The organism is Methylomonas koyamae (genome assembly GCF_001644025.1).
Taxonomy (GTDB): Bacteria; Pseudomonadota; Gammaproteobacteria; order Methylococcales; family Methylomonadaceae; genus Methylomonas; species Methylomonas koyamae_A.
This window is the reverse complement of record NZ_LUUK01000110.1, coordinates 1-14,938: the sequence shown is the minus strand read 5'-3', so window position 1 is coordinate 14,938 and position 14,938 is coordinate 1. Positions and strand designations below refer to the sequence as shown.

At 55.8% G+C, this 14,938-nt stretch carries 14 protein-coding genes; 11 read left to right on the top strand and 3 right to left on the bottom strand.

The annotated features are described in order from the left end of the window. Positions 1–406 precede the first annotated feature (406 nt). Genes A1355_RS24470 through A1355_RS08760 form a run of 3 tightly spaced genes read right to left on the bottom strand, consistent with a single transcriptional unit; the run spans position 407 to position 1,574 of the window. A complete protein-coding gene (locus tag A1355_RS24470; RefSeq protein ID WP_082885453.1) occupies positions 407–766 on the bottom strand; it encodes a hypothetical protein in 360 nt (119 codons plus the stop codon). Between the two features lie 47 nt (positions 767–813). Continuing rightward, on the bottom strand, positions 814–1,062 hold the full coding sequence (locus tag A1355_RS26585; protein WP_368086622.1) for a hypothetical protein: 249 nt from the start codon (positions 1,060–1,062) through the stop codon (positions 814–816). A gap of 41 nt (positions 1,063–1,103) precedes the next feature. Further along, positions 1,104–1,574, bottom strand: coding sequence for a hypothetical protein (locus A1355_RS08760; RefSeq protein WP_157197808.1), 471 nt, complete (start codon positions 1,572–1,574; stop codon positions 1,104–1,106). A 420-nt stretch (positions 1,575–1,994) separates the two neighbouring features. Here A1355_RS08760 and A1355_RS08755 point away from each other — a divergent pair, with 420 nt between their 5' ends. From A1355_RS08755 to A1355_RS08705, 11 genes are all read left to right on the top strand, one after another. Beyond that, positions 1,995–2,936 carry a glycosyltransferase family 2 protein gene (locus A1355_RS08755; protein WP_064027094.1) on the top strand — a complete coding sequence of 314 codons (942 nt, stop codon included), beginning with the start codon at positions 1,995–1,997 and terminating at the stop codon, positions 2,934–2,936. Further along, entirely contained in the window at positions 2,933–3,715 is a 783-nt protein-coding gene (locus tag A1355_RS08750; protein ID WP_064027092.1) for a polysaccharide biosynthesis/export family protein, read from the top strand. Before A1355_RS08755 ends, A1355_RS08750 begins: the two co-directional genes overlap by 4 nt. 270 nt (positions 3,716–3,985) lie before the next feature. Beyond that, positions 3,986–4,672, top strand: a complete 687-nt coding sequence (locus A1355_RS08745) for a polysaccharide biosynthesis/export family protein (RefSeq protein WP_197471755.1) — start codon at positions 3,986–3,988, stop codon at positions 4,670–4,672. Positions 4,673–4,683: 11 nt separating this feature from the next. Continuing rightward, a complete protein-coding gene (locus tag A1355_RS08740; protein WP_064027088.1) occupies positions 4,684–6,678 on the top strand; it encodes a GumC family protein in 1,995 nt (664 codons plus the stop codon). Next, complete coding sequence (locus A1355_RS08735; RefSeq protein ID WP_064027086.1) at positions 6,678–7,880, top strand: glycosyltransferase; 1,203 nt, start codon at positions 6,678–6,680, stop codon at positions 7,878–7,880. Before A1355_RS08740 ends, A1355_RS08735 begins: the two co-directional genes overlap by 1 nt. Beyond that, entirely contained in the window at positions 7,873–9,201 is a 1,329-nt protein-coding gene (locus A1355_RS08730; RefSeq protein ID WP_064027083.1) for a cellulase family glycosylhydrolase, read from the top strand. Before A1355_RS08735 ends, A1355_RS08730 begins: the two co-directional genes overlap by 8 nt. A 43-nt stretch (positions 9,202–9,244) precedes the next feature. Then, positions 9,245–10,456 carry a glycosyltransferase family 4 protein gene (locus A1355_RS08725; RefSeq protein ID WP_197471754.1) on the top strand — a complete coding sequence of 404 codons (1,212 nt, stop codon included), beginning with the start codon at positions 9,245–9,247 and terminating at the stop codon, positions 10,454–10,456. Then, positions 10,440–11,546 (top strand): glycosyltransferase family 4 protein, encoded by a 1,107-nt coding sequence (locus A1355_RS08720; RefSeq protein WP_064027081.1) that lies wholly within the window; start codon positions 10,440–10,442, stop codon positions 11,544–11,546. Before A1355_RS08725 ends, A1355_RS08720 begins: the two co-directional genes overlap by 17 nt. Continuing rightward, positions 11,546–12,949: an O-antigen ligase family protein gene (locus A1355_RS08715; RefSeq protein WP_064027079.1), complete on the top strand. Its 1,404-nt coding sequence runs from the start codon at positions 11,546–11,548 to the stop codon at positions 12,947–12,949. The genes A1355_RS08720 and A1355_RS08715 overlap by 1 nt, the downstream gene beginning before the upstream one ends. Further along, complete coding sequence (locus A1355_RS08710) at positions 12,946–13,767, top strand: acyltransferase (protein WP_064027077.1); 822 nt, start codon at positions 12,946–12,948, stop codon at positions 13,765–13,767. The genes A1355_RS08715 and A1355_RS08710 overlap by 4 nt, the downstream gene beginning before the upstream one ends. Continuing rightward, on the top strand, positions 13,768–14,938 hold a 1,171-nt coding region (locus A1355_RS08705; RefSeq protein WP_064027075.1), incomplete at its 3' end, for a lipid II flippase MurJ. It abuts the gene before it with no gap.

Sequence of the window (14,938 nt, the reverse complement as noted above, 5' to 3'; positions counted from 1 at the left end):
ATCGCCGCGCCGCCGCCTCCAGCTATCGCCGCGCCGGCCGCCGCGCCCACGGCCGTACCGATCGCGGCACTGGCTGCGCCGCTTTCGGTTGCGGCTTGAGTTGCCGTGGTCCCACCGATTTGAATGTAAGCGTATTGGCGACAATCTGCATCATCGCCGCGGAACTGTTCGAATGATAGGCTGGTGCCTGGTAGAGCCATTACACTCGGAATCGTAGGTAGGTTGACACAACCGCTAAAGGTAAGCATCACGAGTATCGGGCAAATCTTAGCCATGGTTTGCAAATTCGATTCGGGATGACGGTTTTCGTTATTTCGCATATGGGCCGCAAGTTGACCGGTGCTGTTTCTGCCGTCCTGCTTGCAGGCTAGTATGTGTTGTGGGGAACGGTACATTGCGGTCGTCCTCAGCGAGGTGGTGTCGGTTCCACCTGTTGCCAGCCTCCGGGGCATTCCTTGATATAAGGATAATAGCCTTCCGGGTTGTGGCAATAGTACCAGTAACCTGCCGGATACTGGGGCGCATAGGGTTGTGAGCGCTCGATATATACGGGTGGTGTCTGTGGGATAGAGATAATTGCTGGTGGATAATAGTAAGGGTCGGGGTAACGGTAATAGGGGAAGGGGTACACGGGGCCGCCAAAGTAAAACCCAAAACTGGAATGGCCGTGCGGATGCCAGCCGCCTCTGCCATGAGTCCAGCCGATTTGATGAAAGGCAAAGCCGACGACAACGAACGACAGCGTCAGTAAGGTTCGAAATTTCATCAATTGCACCTGTTAAATGTAGGAGGACGCTCGGCTGGGGTGGGTCTTTAGCGTTGCCGCCAATGCCCGGCGCGGCCTTGCCAACGCGGCCCCGCAGGTTCCCGGCGATGGGGTTGCCACTCGAAACCAGCTCGTGGGGCTTGCCAATATTCGGGGCGCCAAATATACCCGGTACCAACCCAATCCCAATAGCCGTTTATCCAAAAGTGGTCAAAACCCGGTGCAAGTCCTGCCGCCTCGACTCTGGTGGGAGGCGGGGCTAGTGGCGCCGCGGATGAGGGATAGGCACTTTCCATCTCCCAAATACCGGTAAGGATTTCGGTTAGCGGCAACTCACTCAATCCTTAATTTTTTCTGTGATTTCACCGTTATCGGTACCAGCAACGTGCCAGAGAGTTCCGCCGACATCGACATGAATTTCGTATTCCTCGCCGATGCCGTTAGGATTGACGATGAGTTCGGCCTTTTTAATCTGGCCTCCCGGAAATTGCTCGGTCAGTGCCTTTTTCAACTCAGGCGGGAGGCCTTCGCTGGGCGCCTCTAATGCCATCTTATTCGTGAACAGGGCGCCATTGTTACGAAACAGCTCCATTTTAGTGTCGCCTTCCGCAGTTTTATAGCTGATGGCAAGCAATTGGTTTTTGAAATGGATTTCATTGCCGGTGGCTTTTAATTCCTCGGCTTGTGGGTGCCGTTTCAGAACATTGGTCCGGACCTTGTCTGGTACGGTTATGGTTTCCGTTGCGGAAGTGTTGGTGATCCACATTGTTAGCGCGGCAACGATGAGGGGTGCTACAAGTTGGTGCATGTGTGCTCCTGTGGTGATTGTTTGTGTCCGGACATTTTAAATGCCAATCGTTTAATACGCGACTTTTGACGGTCAGACATCTTGCGCCGCATTGCGTTCCTCCGGTCTACGATATTCACTTCAAGCGCTCGGTAACTCGTGGTTTTGGAAGCAGTGCAGCCGGGATTGTTCGTTCAAGCCTGGAGAACTTTTATAGGTGGCTTTGTTTTTGCTAAAGAAATTACCAAGGCGGTATTGTGTGATTCAGTTAAATAACATAGTTAAAAGTCGCGGCTTCGTTTGAATACCTAGTTAGACTGTTAACTCGTGTTCAGGGTGAGGCTGGCGGGAGATGCCGGCATTAGAGCAATTTCGGGCTCAATTTAAGGCCGCCTAACACCGTCGAAACCTTATGTTACCTAAGACCGTAGGAGTTAGCAGATGAATACTGATTTGGTACGAACTGCAGTCATCGTTCCCGTTTGGAATGCCAGTCAGCACTTGGATCGGCTGTTGCCGGCGCTGGCGAATCAGTCGTTACAACCCGATGAATGGTTGGTTATAGATAGCCACTCGACGGACGACACCGTTCAACGTTTTGTGGCGGCGGGAGCCAGGGTTGAAACGATTCCGCCGGGAACATTTAATCATGGCGGGACTCGGCGTTGGGCCAGCCATCAGGTGTCCGCCGACATACTGATCTTTATGACGCAGGACGCGATCTTGGCCGATACGGAAAGTCTGCGTAAGTTGCGCGATGCGGTGTTGTTGGATGTCAATGTCGGCGTGGCATACGGGCGGCAGTTGCCGCGCCCGGAAGCCGATATTCACGAAGCGCACGCCCGTTATTTTAACTACCCCCCGCGGAGCCGAACCAAGGTACTTTCCGATTCCGCTAGATTGGGTCTCAAGACTTGTTTCAGCTCCGACTCGTTCGCGGCGTACAGACGCACTGCCCTTGAGGCGGTCGGCGGATTTCCGATCGACGTGATCGGTAGCGAAGACGCCTATGTTGCCGCTAAAATGCTGCTGGCGGGCTGGAGCGTCCGTTATGAAGCCGACGCTCTCGTCGTTCATTCGCACAGTTATTCTCTTTGGCAAGAATTTCGGCGCTATTTCGATATCGGCGTGTTTTACGGGCAGGAAGACTGGATTGAACGCCAATTCGGCAGAGCACGCGGGGAAGGGCGGCGTTTTGTCATTTCAGAAGTTAAGCACATCATTCAGTTGGGACAAACTTGGCGAATACCCGAATGCATTTTGCGTTCCGCGCTAAAATTGTTGGGGTATCGGCTAGGTTGGATACACAAGGCCTTGCCGCTGGCCCTGAAGCGGCGCATCAGCATGTTTCCTCGTTATTGGGAGTCTCTGGATCTATCATGACTTTTGAAAACCGCTACGGACGGGTACGGCGGCATTTTCCGGTTCTTGCATATCTTCTAACTCTGGGATTGGTTGCTTGCGGTTCGCCTGCTAAAGTCGGTTTACCGGATGAGGAAGCAATGGCGGAACGGGATTTGCGAAGGATCGATCTTAGTGAATTGCCGGTTCCGGTTACCAGGATCGTAAGCGGGGACACGCTACGTATCCTCAGGCAGTCTCCAACGCCGATTTCAAAAAGCGAACCAACGGTGTTCCTCGTGCGTCCGGACGGTAAGTTTGCTTACCCGAATGTGGGTTTAGTCCAAGCGGTGGGCCGAACCCCCGAGCAGGTTGCCAACGAAATTACCGAAAAACTAAGCGGAATTTATCGTTATCCATCGGTGGCGGTCAACATTGCTAACGGGTCGGGCAATCGGGTGTTTGTCGGTGGGGCCGTCGCCAAACCCACCAATATTGACGTCAGCGCGCCCACGAGTTTGGAACAAGCAATACTGGACGCCGGCGGATTGCAAGCGGCGGCGGATGGTGAACACGTCGCATTGCTCAGGATAGGCGAGGACAATCTTTACCAAGTTTACTTTATTGACTACGCTCGGTTGCTGGACGACCCCTCCAGGCAAAAGCGTTTATTGTTGCAGCGCGGCGACGTCGTGTTCGCACCGAAATCCGATTTGGGCAACGCGATAGAAGTGGTGGATTTGTATTTCAGACAATTGATTCCGTTTAGCAAGTCCGTCGGCCTCGGGCTGAGTTACTTCAGTTACGGCTACATCCAATAGGCCGCGAATTTTAAAATGAGCACAATTCACGGAAACCGATACCGTTCTGTTCAAATCGCCTGGTTGGACGCCAGCCGACCGACCTTAGCCGGCATTGGCGGATCGAGGCGGCGGACTTCGATCTGTGTGGGCGAGAAGGCATTCGAGCAGTTGTTGATCCCACTATTTCCGAAAACCTTACTCCTTGCGCTTTGCCTAAGCGGTATGGGTTTGACTGCTTGTAGTTCACCCAGCCAAATACCACTGCCCGAAGAAATAGCTTCGGATGCCATGGAATTGCAAGTAGCCGATATCAAAGATTTACCCGAATCGGAAACCCACGTCATGGCCGGAGACGTGTTGCAAATCGTCCGCGACATTGCACCAAAGGTCGAGCCTGAAGAAAATACCCGCTTTCAAGTCCGCCCGGACGGGGGATTCTCTTATCTGGACGCCGGTACCGTAGTAGCCGTTGGCCGTACTCCGGAACAAATTGCCGACGATATTTCCAGCAGGCTTGCCAAAATTTATCGTTATCCCAAGGTTACCGTGAACATCATGAGCGCGCCGGGAAACCGGGTACAAGTCGGTGGGGCGGTGCAGAATCCGGTATCGATCGACATTACGACGCCAACCAGCCTCGACCAAGCCATTGTCGGTGCCGGCGGACTACTTTCTACGGCCGATGCTAGTCACGTCGCATTGTTGCGGCTCGACGCAACGAATCGATACAAAGCGTACTTTACCGATTTCGGTCAGCTTTTGGAAATTCAGGCCCAGCGTCGTCCGGTGATGTTAAAACGCGGCGACATTGTGTTCGTGCCCAAATCCGCGTTGGGCAATGCCATCGAAGTCGTGGATTTGTACATGAATCAGTTACTGCCCTTCACCAAATCCATCGGGTTGGGCGCGAGCTACAGTTGGACGCCGGCCAACAACAACACGACAAACGCCGTTAACAATTCCAATGGAAATTAATTTCTGACGCCATGATTGAGATCCGCTCATTTAGAGACATCGCACGGCTATTTTTCATTTTTTACAACGAATTTCGGCTGGCTGTCGTCGTTACGGTTAGCGTGGCCGTTCTCGGCGCGTTTTTATTGCCGTCCCGATTCGAGTCCGAAGCGCGGTTATTGGTCAAGCCGGGCCGTGAAACCAGTATTTTGCCGATCGAGTTTGGCGACCGGCAAACCTTGGTGGCGCCCAGCACGCAGCGCGATCCGGTGGTCGACGAAGAAAAAATGCTGACCGGCCGGCCCATCATACGTAAGGTCGCGGAATATTATTTGACCCAGATGGAAGGTCAAGCGCCCCAGGGCTTCTGGAAAACCCTCAAGCATCATATGAAGGAAGCCGCCGGCTGGGTATTGGACAAACTGCGAAGTGGCTTGGTCTCGGTGGGTTTGTCCGAAGACCAAACGCCAGTCGATCGATTGGTCGGAAAATTGGAGAAAGCCTTCGAGGTCACTCACGCCGCCGGTTCGAATGTGATGGAAGTGGGTTTTACCTGGGACGACCCCTACATAGCCCAGCAGGTGGTTTCCAAGTGGATTGAGTTTTATCAAGAAGAGCGCGCGCGAGCGCTCGGGGACAAGAGTCTTTACGAATTTTACGAATCCGAGAGCCGGAAATTGGCAAGACAGATCGCCGAAGATAAAAATACGTTGGCGACATTGCTGATGAGCATCGACGGTATCAGCTCCAAGGAAAAGTTGGAGGCCATTAGTAATCGCTTAAACAAGTTGAATGCCGAACGGTCTGAAGCCATCGCGGAACAATCCGGCCTGCAAAAAGGCGTAACCAGCGCCAATCAATTGGCGATGGGCTTGCCTAAGGAAGTCACCACTCTGCGGGAATTGAGTTTGAACCCGGTTCGTCAGGATTTGTTGATCAAACTGAATCAAATGCAGGTCGATCGGGTAGAGGCGCTGAAAGTTTATAAGTCTGACGCTCCGCAAATCAACGATCTGGATGCGGCCATCGATTCGCTGAAGGCTCAAATCGATTTGGAAAACCATTCGATCCAGAATATGGAAAATCGAGCGCCCAACGAGTTGTTTACGACATTGCAACGGAATTCCTTGCAAAGCAGTACGCGGGTCCACGAGCTTGCCGCGCGGATTGCCGCATACGACAACGAACTGGCCGAACTGAAAGGCGACTACCAACGCATCTTGACCATGGAACCGGAAATTTCCCGATTGGAACGCACCTTGGCGGAGGCCGAAAAGAGCCATGCCTTGTATTTAAGCAGTCTGGAAAAAGCCCGAATCGACCGAGAATTGGATAAAAGCCGGATCAGCAACATAGCGGTCATTGAGGAGGCTACGTTTAGTCCGGCCAGAGTGTTTCCCAAAAGTTTGACGATACTGCTGGCGGCGTTTCCGGCCGGTATCGCGGTTGGTTTTCTGGTGATTTATCTGAGCTATCTGCTCGACCAGCGCATCCATGACGGCAGTTCGATCGAAACCGCGTTCGGCGTACCGACTTGGTGCTCGATACCGGATCAGCGGGCGGAAGATAGCCAAACCGCGATTTTCGACGCCGCCATTTACCGCTTTTATAGTTTGCTACCCAGGGACAGACTTGCGAACGAAGGATTGACGATAGGCATAGCCTCGGCTAGGCATGGCGAAGGCGTCAGTTTTATCGCCCATGCGTTTCTGCAGGTATTGGCTGACCGCAAAATCGGCGCCCGAATCGCCGTAAACGAATCGGATGTCGCGAAACCCGGCGAAGTCGTGTTGATTGAAGCATCGGCCCTGTCCAGCAACAGAGCGGCATTTCTGATGCTTAGGAATGCCAATTTGATTCTGCTGGTCGTTCAAGCTGGCCAATCAACGGTGCCCGTCATCGAAAATGCGTTGTCGATCCTGAGAACCGCGTTCCAAAAGGTGGACGGCGTCATCGTCAATCGTCGCAGTTATGAGGTTCCGGCCAGCTTATTGGCTCGGTTCGAAAATTTGAAGCGAGCAATCTGATGCGCATAGCTCTGATTTCGCCATTGCCTCCCGAGCAAACCGGCATTGCCGATTACGCGGCCGCGTTCAAAAATGCGCTTGAAGGGCAGGGCGTCACTGTCGACGTGCCTTTTTCCGGGGTGGCTATCGCAGGTACGCCGGAAAGCGTGGCCCGGTACATGGCGACAATCGATTGGGCGGTTTATGACGTGGTGCATGCTGAGTTGGGCGGAGGACGGATACGAGAGTTTCTGGCATTGGAATGGCTAGCCGCGCATGCTCCGACGGTGGCGTTAACCGCCACCGTGCACGATCCCGAGCGCTTAATCTGGAAGCCCGCCAGTTTGCCGGGGCCGTTGGCGATGGCGGCCCGACTACCGCGCGCCGTTTATCAAGCCTTGGTATTGCTAGCCGATCCGTTGACGTTAGCGAGGGAGCGGCGCTTGGCGCGGCGTTTGTCGGGCATTGTCACCTTGACCGAAACTGGAGCGCGTTGTTTGGAGCAGCGGATGAAGCTCGCCAGCGGCGCGGTGACGGCGATAGCGCACGGCAACTTTACGATCGACGAGCAAGCTCTACCGATAGCGCCACCGGACGGGCCGTTAAAGCTGTTGTATTTCGGTTTTATTTATAAAGGCAAAGGGATCGAGGACTTGATCGATGCGATTGCCTTACTGTTTCGGCAACGACCGGAAGCCCAGCGGAAATTGAGTTTGACCTTGGCCGGCGGAACCGCGCCAGACATCGCATTCGGCGACGATAATTCCTACATTGCCGGGCTGCAACGCCAATTGACGGAAGCGGGCTTGGCGGAAAGCCATGTTCATTGGCAGTTGGATGTGCCGGCTGCCGAGATTCCCCATATCATCCAGGCGCATCATGTGTTGGTGCTGCCTTATAAGGAGTCGAAAAAACTCGCCTTTTTGGGGCGCATGTTGGGCACCAGCGGCGCTTTGTCCTGGGCCAACGCTTGCGGTCGGGGGGTGATCAGCTCCGATGCCCGCGCGTTCGTCGAAGAAGTTTCCCGTGGTAACGGTGCCGTGTTTCCGCAGGGCGACAGTGTGGCGTTGGCGACCGAATTGGTCAAACTATTGGATCAGCCGGAAACGATTGGCGCGTGGAGCCGCTCGGCGACGGCGATGGGCCAAGCCAGGGTTTGGCCGCGGATCGCGTCTGCCTTCGGCGCGATGTTTAAATCAGTTTCGGGGAAAAGTCATGATTAGCAAATTTTGGCGTTTAATCGGCTTGGTCTTCTTGTTTGCGGGAATGGCGTTTAATCAGCCAAGGGCCGCGGACCTGTATTTGATTCCGCCCAAGCCATTAGTCTGGAAGGATTTTCTGGGTGTTAATGCCCACCTGCTATGGTTCAATGAGGCGCAATACAGCCAACAGTTGAGTCAACTGAAGGCGCTCGGGCTGGAATGGGTCAGGATCGATGTACATTGGGATCGCCTGGAGCCGGAAGAGAAAAAATTTGTGTGGGAACCCTTGGACGGCGTTGCCGATGCGTTGCAACAACAGCAGGTTAAATCGGTTGTTTATCTGGTTGGTTCGGCACCGTTCGCCAGTAGCTCTATTTTACCGTTCGGGCAGTCCGATCAGTATCCGCCCAAGGATGTCAATGTCTTTGCGGACCGAATGGTGACCCTGGCCAAACGGTATCCTGTAGTCAATGCCTGGCAAGTCTGGAACGAGCCGAATTTGCCGGCGTTTTGGCAACCCTTGGCCAGTCCGGACGACTACGGCAAATTGTTCAACGCATCTTACCAGGCTCTGCGCGGCGGCGCTGCGGACAAGACGGTGGTGATGGCCGGCATGGCGTATTACAGTCAAATGCCGTTGCGCAGCGGTTTGATGTTGGAAGAGTTGGCTCAGAAGATCGGTTCGCCGTGGCGAGGATCGATAGTCGCTTATCACCCCTACAGTTTGTCCCCGGAAGGGGACGATCCGAGCGTTGCGGATTTTGTCGTCCGCACCAAAACCCTGAATGCCCGTTTACGCGCTACCAGCCCGCTTGGGATTTGGGCCACCGAATGGGGATGGTCAAGCTATGACGGTCCTAAGGAAGAGCAGGACTTGATCGGCGTGGATGGCCAAGCCGACTATCTATTGCGGCGTTTGGCGTTGATCAGCGCCGTCGATTTCGATCGAGTATTTTTGTTTGCGCTGTCCGACTTGGACGAGCGGGCCAGTTACCGGGATCGCTATTATGGTCTACTGGACCTGAACGGCAATCCCAAGCCGGCCTATACCGCATTAGCCAAATTTCTGGCCATTACCGGACCGCGTCTGAATCCAGGGACCATGCCGAAAGTCAGCAGTTTGCCCAAGGACTTGGCAACGTTCAGCGTCAGTTGGATGAAACCGGACGGCACGCAGTTGTTGATGTTTTGGGCGAAGAATGCCGGCAACATGGAGTTGGCGAATATCCAGTCGGCGACCTTGCATCAACCGCTCAAGCAGACCTCCAAGGCATTAACCGTGAATGGCGGCAAAGTGTCCGTGCCGGTAACCCAGCAGTTACAAATTTTGGAGTGGCGCTAACCGCTGCGACCTTTAGTCCATGATCGCCTCAGCAAACTCAACGATGCCAGCACTGAAAATATTGTGGACCTTACCGTATCTGCCGTGGCCGACCACCAGCGGCGGGAAGGTGCGCCAGTACCATTTACTGCGTAGCCTGAGTGAGCGCGGCCATCGGATTACCTTGTTGGTGCAAAGCAAGGATACCTTGTCGGAATCGGCTCGGGAGCAGTTGGAATCGGTCGTCGAAAGATTGATCGTGTTGCCCAGGCGACCGTTGAAGCATCCCTACTCGCTGGCGGCCGCCGCATTCGCTCCTTATCCGTTGCTAACCAGCGTTAACGGACTGGCACCGGCATTGGAGCATCAGTTCTCGCAATTGCTGAAAGAGCCTTGGGATGTCGTCCAGATTGAACACAGTTACGCACTGCAACCCTATTTGCACTCCTTGCGGGATCGTCGGCAAGATTTCGTATTGACCGAGCACAACGTCGAGTCCTCGCTCGGTGCGGCGACATATCAGCATTTGCCCAAATGGATTTGGCCTTTCGTGGTTTACGATCAATGGCGCTACCGGCGTTGGGAGAAGTCGGCATTGAAGTCGCCGGCCCGTTTGATCGCGGTCACCGAGAGTGATGCCGCCGAGTTGGGTAGAATTGCCGGGCGCGACGTGGACGTGGTGATTAACGGTGTCGATACTCGGGGGTTCGCTGGCGTCGTCCCGGATTTGACTAGCCAGCGTATCTTATTTGTCGGCAATTTCGAGTATCCGCCTAACCGCGATGCGGTGGAATGGTGTCTAAATGACATCATGCCCAAGGTTTGGGCGCGCATGCCGGAGGCGAAGCTTGCGGTCTGCGGTTACGCGATGCCCGAGAAATGGGCCGGACAATGGCCTGACCCTCGCGTGGAATGGTGCGGTTTCGTTAACGATTTGACCTTGGAGCAAGGGCGCTCGGCGGTGTTTCTGGCCGCGTTGCGCGAAGGCGGCGGGTCCAAACTCAAGGTGCTGGAGGCGCTGGCGGCGGGTTTGCCGTTGGTCAGTACCAGCCAGGGCGTGTCCGGATTAAGCTTGCAAGCCGATGTGGAGTATGCGCGCGGCGACGATGCCGACGGTCTCGCGACAGCCTTGATCGACAGTTTGCGCGATCCGGATCGGGCCGGCGACATGGGGAAGGCAGGGCGGCTTTATGCCGCTAATCATCATGACTGGCGAGTTGCCGCCGATCAATTGGAATCCGTTTACCGGAAAATGACCGATGCGCGTAGGAATTGATTATCGTCCGGTGGTGGCGGCTCCGTATTCCGGCATCGCCAGACAGGTGTTAGCCTTGGAGCAAGCCTTGATCGACGGCGGAGCCGAAGTCTTCCGCTTTAGTCCGGCTCCGGCCGACCACCCGTTGCGGCAACGGTTGCTGTGTCCCGATGAGCCTAGCCCAGCCGAAGGTTTGCACCGGCCGCGAGAGCGCCTCAAGTTCGAATGGGCATTCTTACCGAAAGCTGTCGAAGCTCAGTGTTTAGATTTGTATGTCGCGACCGCGAACACCGGCTTGCCGGTCAAACGCGTGGCGGGGACCCGCTACGCGTTACTGTTGCACGACGTGTTTCAATTGACGATGCAAAACTATCATGCGAGCCGCGTTAGAGCGCTGGTTTACCGGTGGATAGACCGTGTAGGGATTGCTCATTCAGTGCGACTGGCCGATGTAATCTGGTCGCCTTCCGCTTTTACCGCCGGCGAAGTTGCGAGATTGTTTCCCAAACAGGCGCGGCGTATTTCCGTATTGCCGAATGCCGTGCCGGCATCGGCGAATGCCGCCGATGCCCTGCCGGATGGTGTGCCCGATCGGTATTGGCTGGTGGTTGGGACGCGCGAGCCGCGAAAAAACATCCCTTGGTTCATCGAAAATTGGCGGCTGGCCAGGAGTAGCGATGCGGTAATCCCGGAATTGGTGTTGGTCGGTCATCCCCAGGATATACCGGCCGACCAGCGCGATTTGCCTGGTTTGATGATGATAAGCGGTTTGAGCGATAGCCAATTGGCCGCGCTTTACGCGCATGCCGATCGCCTTTGGCAGCCGTCGCTGGCGGAGGGTTTTGGCTTGCCGGTCGTCGAAGCATTGGGCCATGGCACGCCGGTGGCTGTCGCGACCGGTTCCGCGCTGGATGAAGTGGCGCCGCCGTCCGCGCCGAGGTTTTCGCCGTTGGACGGCGAGGCCCTGCAAATTATGATGCGGCGTTTGGCCGGCGACGCGCCAAGTCGCGACACCGATAGCGCGAGGCAATGGGCGGCCCGCTACGCCATGCCCGAATACACCCGGCGGGTTTGGGCCTTGGTTGACGACCTGATCAACGCCAACCACTGATGGCCGTACAGGGCAAATTCCTGGCCGTCGCGTTGGGCTTGCTGTTTGGTGGCTTGCTGACGCTGTTGGATCCGGCGAAAACCGTTTTGGCGTTGGTGGCGCTGGCGATGACGATTGCCGTCATGCGTCGTCCGCTGCTGGGCCTGTTGCTGTTTGCGTTCTTCGCCACCTTGATTCCTTATACGACGGTTCAGTTGGGAATACGGATCACGGTGTCCGAAGCCTTGCTGGCGCTGACTTGGCTCGGCGTTTTCTGGCAATTGACGATACGCCGCTGCCGCTGGGTAGTCGGCAGTACCGAGCGGCAGCTGATTTGGCTGATGCTGTTTACGACGATTCCGTTCGCGGTCGGGCAACTGACCATCCAGGCCGAGGGTAGCGGACTGGTCAACTGGATACGTTGGCTGATGAACGTTTCGACGTTGTTGTTGGTGCCTATTTTGATCGACGACGATCGCAAGCGCGACAAACTACTCCTTGCCTTGCTGCTGGGGACTTTGGCGATGCTGACGCTGTCGATTTTTTATTTTTTGAAGGATCGCAACGCCAATACTTTCATTCCGGTGTTGGAAAAACTCAAATACGCGCATCCCGAGGCGGTCAAGGACATTTTCTCGGCCAATTTCAGTCGGATGGCTTCGCCTTGGGTGCATCCGAATCTGACCGGTGGCGTACTGGTGTTATTTTTGCCGTTGGCCTATTTCTATGCCCGTTTTCAAAACGGTTGGCGTAGCCTGCTGGGTTGGACGGTGGCGCTGATGGGGGCGGCCGGTTTGTTGTTCAGCATGTCCCGTGGCGCCATTGTCAGTCTGGCGCTAGTCTTGTTGTGGCTGACTTGGCTGCGAGTGCCGGGCGCCGGGCGAATTATCGGTACCGCGACGGTATTGGTCGTGGGCTTAGTGTTGTTTTATCCGCCGCTGCAAGAGCGTTTGTCGACCACCTTTTCGTCCACCAACGCCAGCACCGAAATTCGGATGGACGAGTACCGGCGTTTTCCGGATGCGATGGCCCGCTATCCCTTGGGCATCGGCTTCAAAACCGATCCGCCGCCGCCGAATACCGGCTTGCTCGGCATTTCCAATCTGTGGCTCAACTTTATTTATAAAACCGGCATTCCCGGCATGTTGCTGTTTGTCGCGGTGACGGTGGCCTGGTGGCGCGAGATCAAACCGCGCGGTTGGCTGAATCTGTTGAACCGCGAACGGGCGGTTTGGATCGGCAGCAGCGCGGGCTTGCTGTCGGCCTTGCTGACCGGTCTGTTCGATCACTATTACAGTTTTACGATGGTTTTAGTCGCGTTGTTCTGGATGATTATGGCACTCGGCCTGCATTCGGCGCGGCGTTTGGCGATTGAGGGCGATCCTTTGTTATTTACCGGGCAAAACAGGAGAGATACGCAATGAAACACCGCATTTACCATTCCAACGCCGTTCGCGATCGTCTGGTGGACTACGCCGAAAAACTGGCGGTCGACGCCGGCGAGTTACTCGCGGCCTATGAGTGGATGTTGGCTAACGACGTTGCTTTCGAGGAAGGCGACGCTGACCGTCCGCGGGTGTCGATTTGCTCGGTTAACATTGAAATGCGGATCGAGCAACCGCTGGCGCGGCGGTTTTACGCCTTATTGCGCGATGAAATTCCGACCACCTTCGTTCCGGCCTACGGCATCAATTGGCCGACGTTAAAGGACCGTTGGCTGCGGGCCTGGGAGCAGTGGTACAACATTTTGATCAACAAGATTCCCAGTCACCATCTACGCATTGCTTGGCTGAGGCTGGGGGGAGCCAAGATCGGCAAGGGATCGTCGATTTGGCGGAATACCGAAATCATCGGCGTCGAAAACCTGGTGATCGGCGACGATACCTGCATTGCTTGGCATTGCCAGATCGATGCCCGCGCCGGTTTGATCATTGGTAATCACGTTGCGGTGGCTTCGCACGCCAAGATCATTGCCGGCACCCACGATTTGGAAGCGCCGGAATTTTGGTCGGTATCGGCGCCGATTTACATCGAAGACTACGTCTGGATCGCTACCGGAGCTTTGGTTGGGCACGGTGCCAAGATCGGCAAGGGCGCGGTCGTGACCGCCAACACCGTGGTCAGCAAGGAAATCGCACCGTATAAGATCGTCGGCGGTATGGGGGCCAAACCGATGGGCGAACGGCCTCACGATCTCACCTATAAAGTCGGCGGCAAGGGGCTGTTCTGCCTGTTCTACTAAATGCTGGGTTCCACACTGTTATTGACGCTGGCGACGCTGGCCGGCCTGGTCGCCGGCTTTGGTCGGGAATGGCTGTTGATCGCCGATTGGGGGGCGGGCGCCAAGACCGACGCCTTTCTGGTGGCGATGTTTTTACCGGAGGCGATTCGGGTCATGCTTGCCGGCGGCCTATTGTCGGCGGCGATGTTACCGCTGTGGCAACGCGCGGATACTCAGATTCAGCCGCTTTGGTTGAGCGGTCAAATCGCCCATTGGCTAGCGGCCGGTCTTGGTCTGGCATTGGCGATCGCGGCGGCCGCTCCGCTACTGATCGGCTGGATCGGTCCCGGTTTGGCGGCGGCCGACCGCGAACGCGGCGTCGAGGTTTTGATCTGGCTAGCTTTCACGATTCCCGGTTTTCTGACGCAGGCGGTGTTGACGGTGCCGCTGCAAGCTGCCGGCCGTTTTCTACTGTCGGGCTTGGGTTCTTTGTTGTTCAATTTGCCGCCGGTGGTGTACTTGGGGTGGGCCGGTAAACAGGCCGATGAAATTTGGTTGGCGCAGAGTTTTCTGGTCGGCAGTGCGCTGATGGCGCTGGTATTGTTTCCCTCCGCCTGGGGATTCGGCTGGCGGCCTTGGTTGGCAGGCGCGAAAGGCGAGTTTGCTCAGGTTTGGCGCCAGCTTTGGCCCTTGTTGCTCAGTAGCGGCGCCAGCCAAGGTTTGGCGTTGTTAGAGCGACTGACCGCGTCGTTACTGGGTGAAGGTTCGGTGACTCTGGTCAATCTGGCACGTAAACTGGTCAATATTCCGCTGATTGCGTTAATGGGTTTGAACCAAGTACTGCTCGGCAAAATGAGCGGCGAAGGTGAGCAGAGCCGTTTACGTCTGATGCAGCGAGGCTTGTCGATTTGCACCCGGCTGACCTTGTTGCCGGTGGCCGGACTGATGTTGATCTCGCCGTTATTGGTAACGAAATTATTGCCGGCCGGCTTGAGTCAAGGGCCGTTGCCGTTATTGCTGGCCTTGTTTGCGCTGTCCATCGTGTTCGGCAGTTGGAACGCCTTGCTGGCCCGCTATTTTTACGCCGGCGCCGATACCCGCACGCCGTTGTTGTGCGAATTGTCGGGCAGCGGCGTGCAAGCGGTGTTATTGCTGGCCTTGCCCGCTTACCTCGGCATTTGGGGGCTGCCCG

What these genes read in the sequence shown, in the direction of transcription:
- A1355_RS24470 (WP_082885453.1), bottom strand. Translation starts at nt 766, where the DNA reads ATGAAATTTCGAACCTTACTGACGCTGTCGTTCGTTGTCGTCGGCTTT.
- A1355_RS26585 (WP_368086622.1), bottom strand. Translation starts at nt 1,062, where the DNA reads ATGGAAAGTGCCTATCCCTCATCCGCGGCGCCACTAGCCCCGCCTCCC.
- A1355_RS08760 (WP_157197808.1), bottom strand. Translation starts at nt 1,574, where the DNA reads ATGCACCAACTTGTAGCACCCCTCATCGTTGCCGCGCTAACAATGTGG.
- A1355_RS08755 (WP_064027094.1), top strand. Translation starts at nt 1,995, where the DNA reads ATGAATACTGATTTGGTACGAACTGCAGTCATCGTTCCCGTTTGGAAT.
- A1355_RS08750 (WP_064027092.1), top strand. Translation starts at nt 2,933, where the DNA reads ATGACTTTTGAAAACCGCTACGGACGGGTACGGCGGCATTTTCCGGTT.
- A1355_RS08745 (WP_197471755.1), top strand. Translation starts at nt 3,986, where the DNA reads ATGGAATTGCAAGTAGCCGATATCAAAGATTTACCCGAATCGGAAACC.
- A1355_RS08740 (WP_064027088.1), top strand. Translation starts at nt 4,684, where the DNA reads ATGATTGAGATCCGCTCATTTAGAGACATCGCACGGCTATTTTTCATT.
- A1355_RS08735 (WP_064027086.1), top strand. Translation starts at nt 6,678, where the DNA reads ATGCGCATAGCTCTGATTTCGCCATTGCCTCCCGAGCAAACCGGCATT.
- A1355_RS08730 (WP_064027083.1), top strand. Translation starts at nt 7,873, where the DNA reads ATGATTAGCAAATTTTGGCGTTTAATCGGCTTGGTCTTCTTGTTTGCG.
- A1355_RS08725 (WP_197471754.1), top strand. Translation starts at nt 9,245, where the DNA reads ATGCCAGCACTGAAAATATTGTGGACCTTACCGTATCTGCCGTGGCCG.
- A1355_RS08720 (WP_064027081.1), top strand. Translation starts at nt 10,440, where the DNA reads ATGCGCGTAGGAATTGATTATCGTCCGGTGGTGGCGGCTCCGTATTCC.
- A1355_RS08715 (WP_064027079.1), top strand. Translation starts at nt 11,546, where the DNA reads ATGGCCGTACAGGGCAAATTCCTGGCCGTCGCGTTGGGCTTGCTGTTT.
- A1355_RS08710 (WP_064027077.1), top strand. Translation starts at nt 12,946, where the DNA reads ATGAAACACCGCATTTACCATTCCAACGCCGTTCGCGATCGTCTGGTG.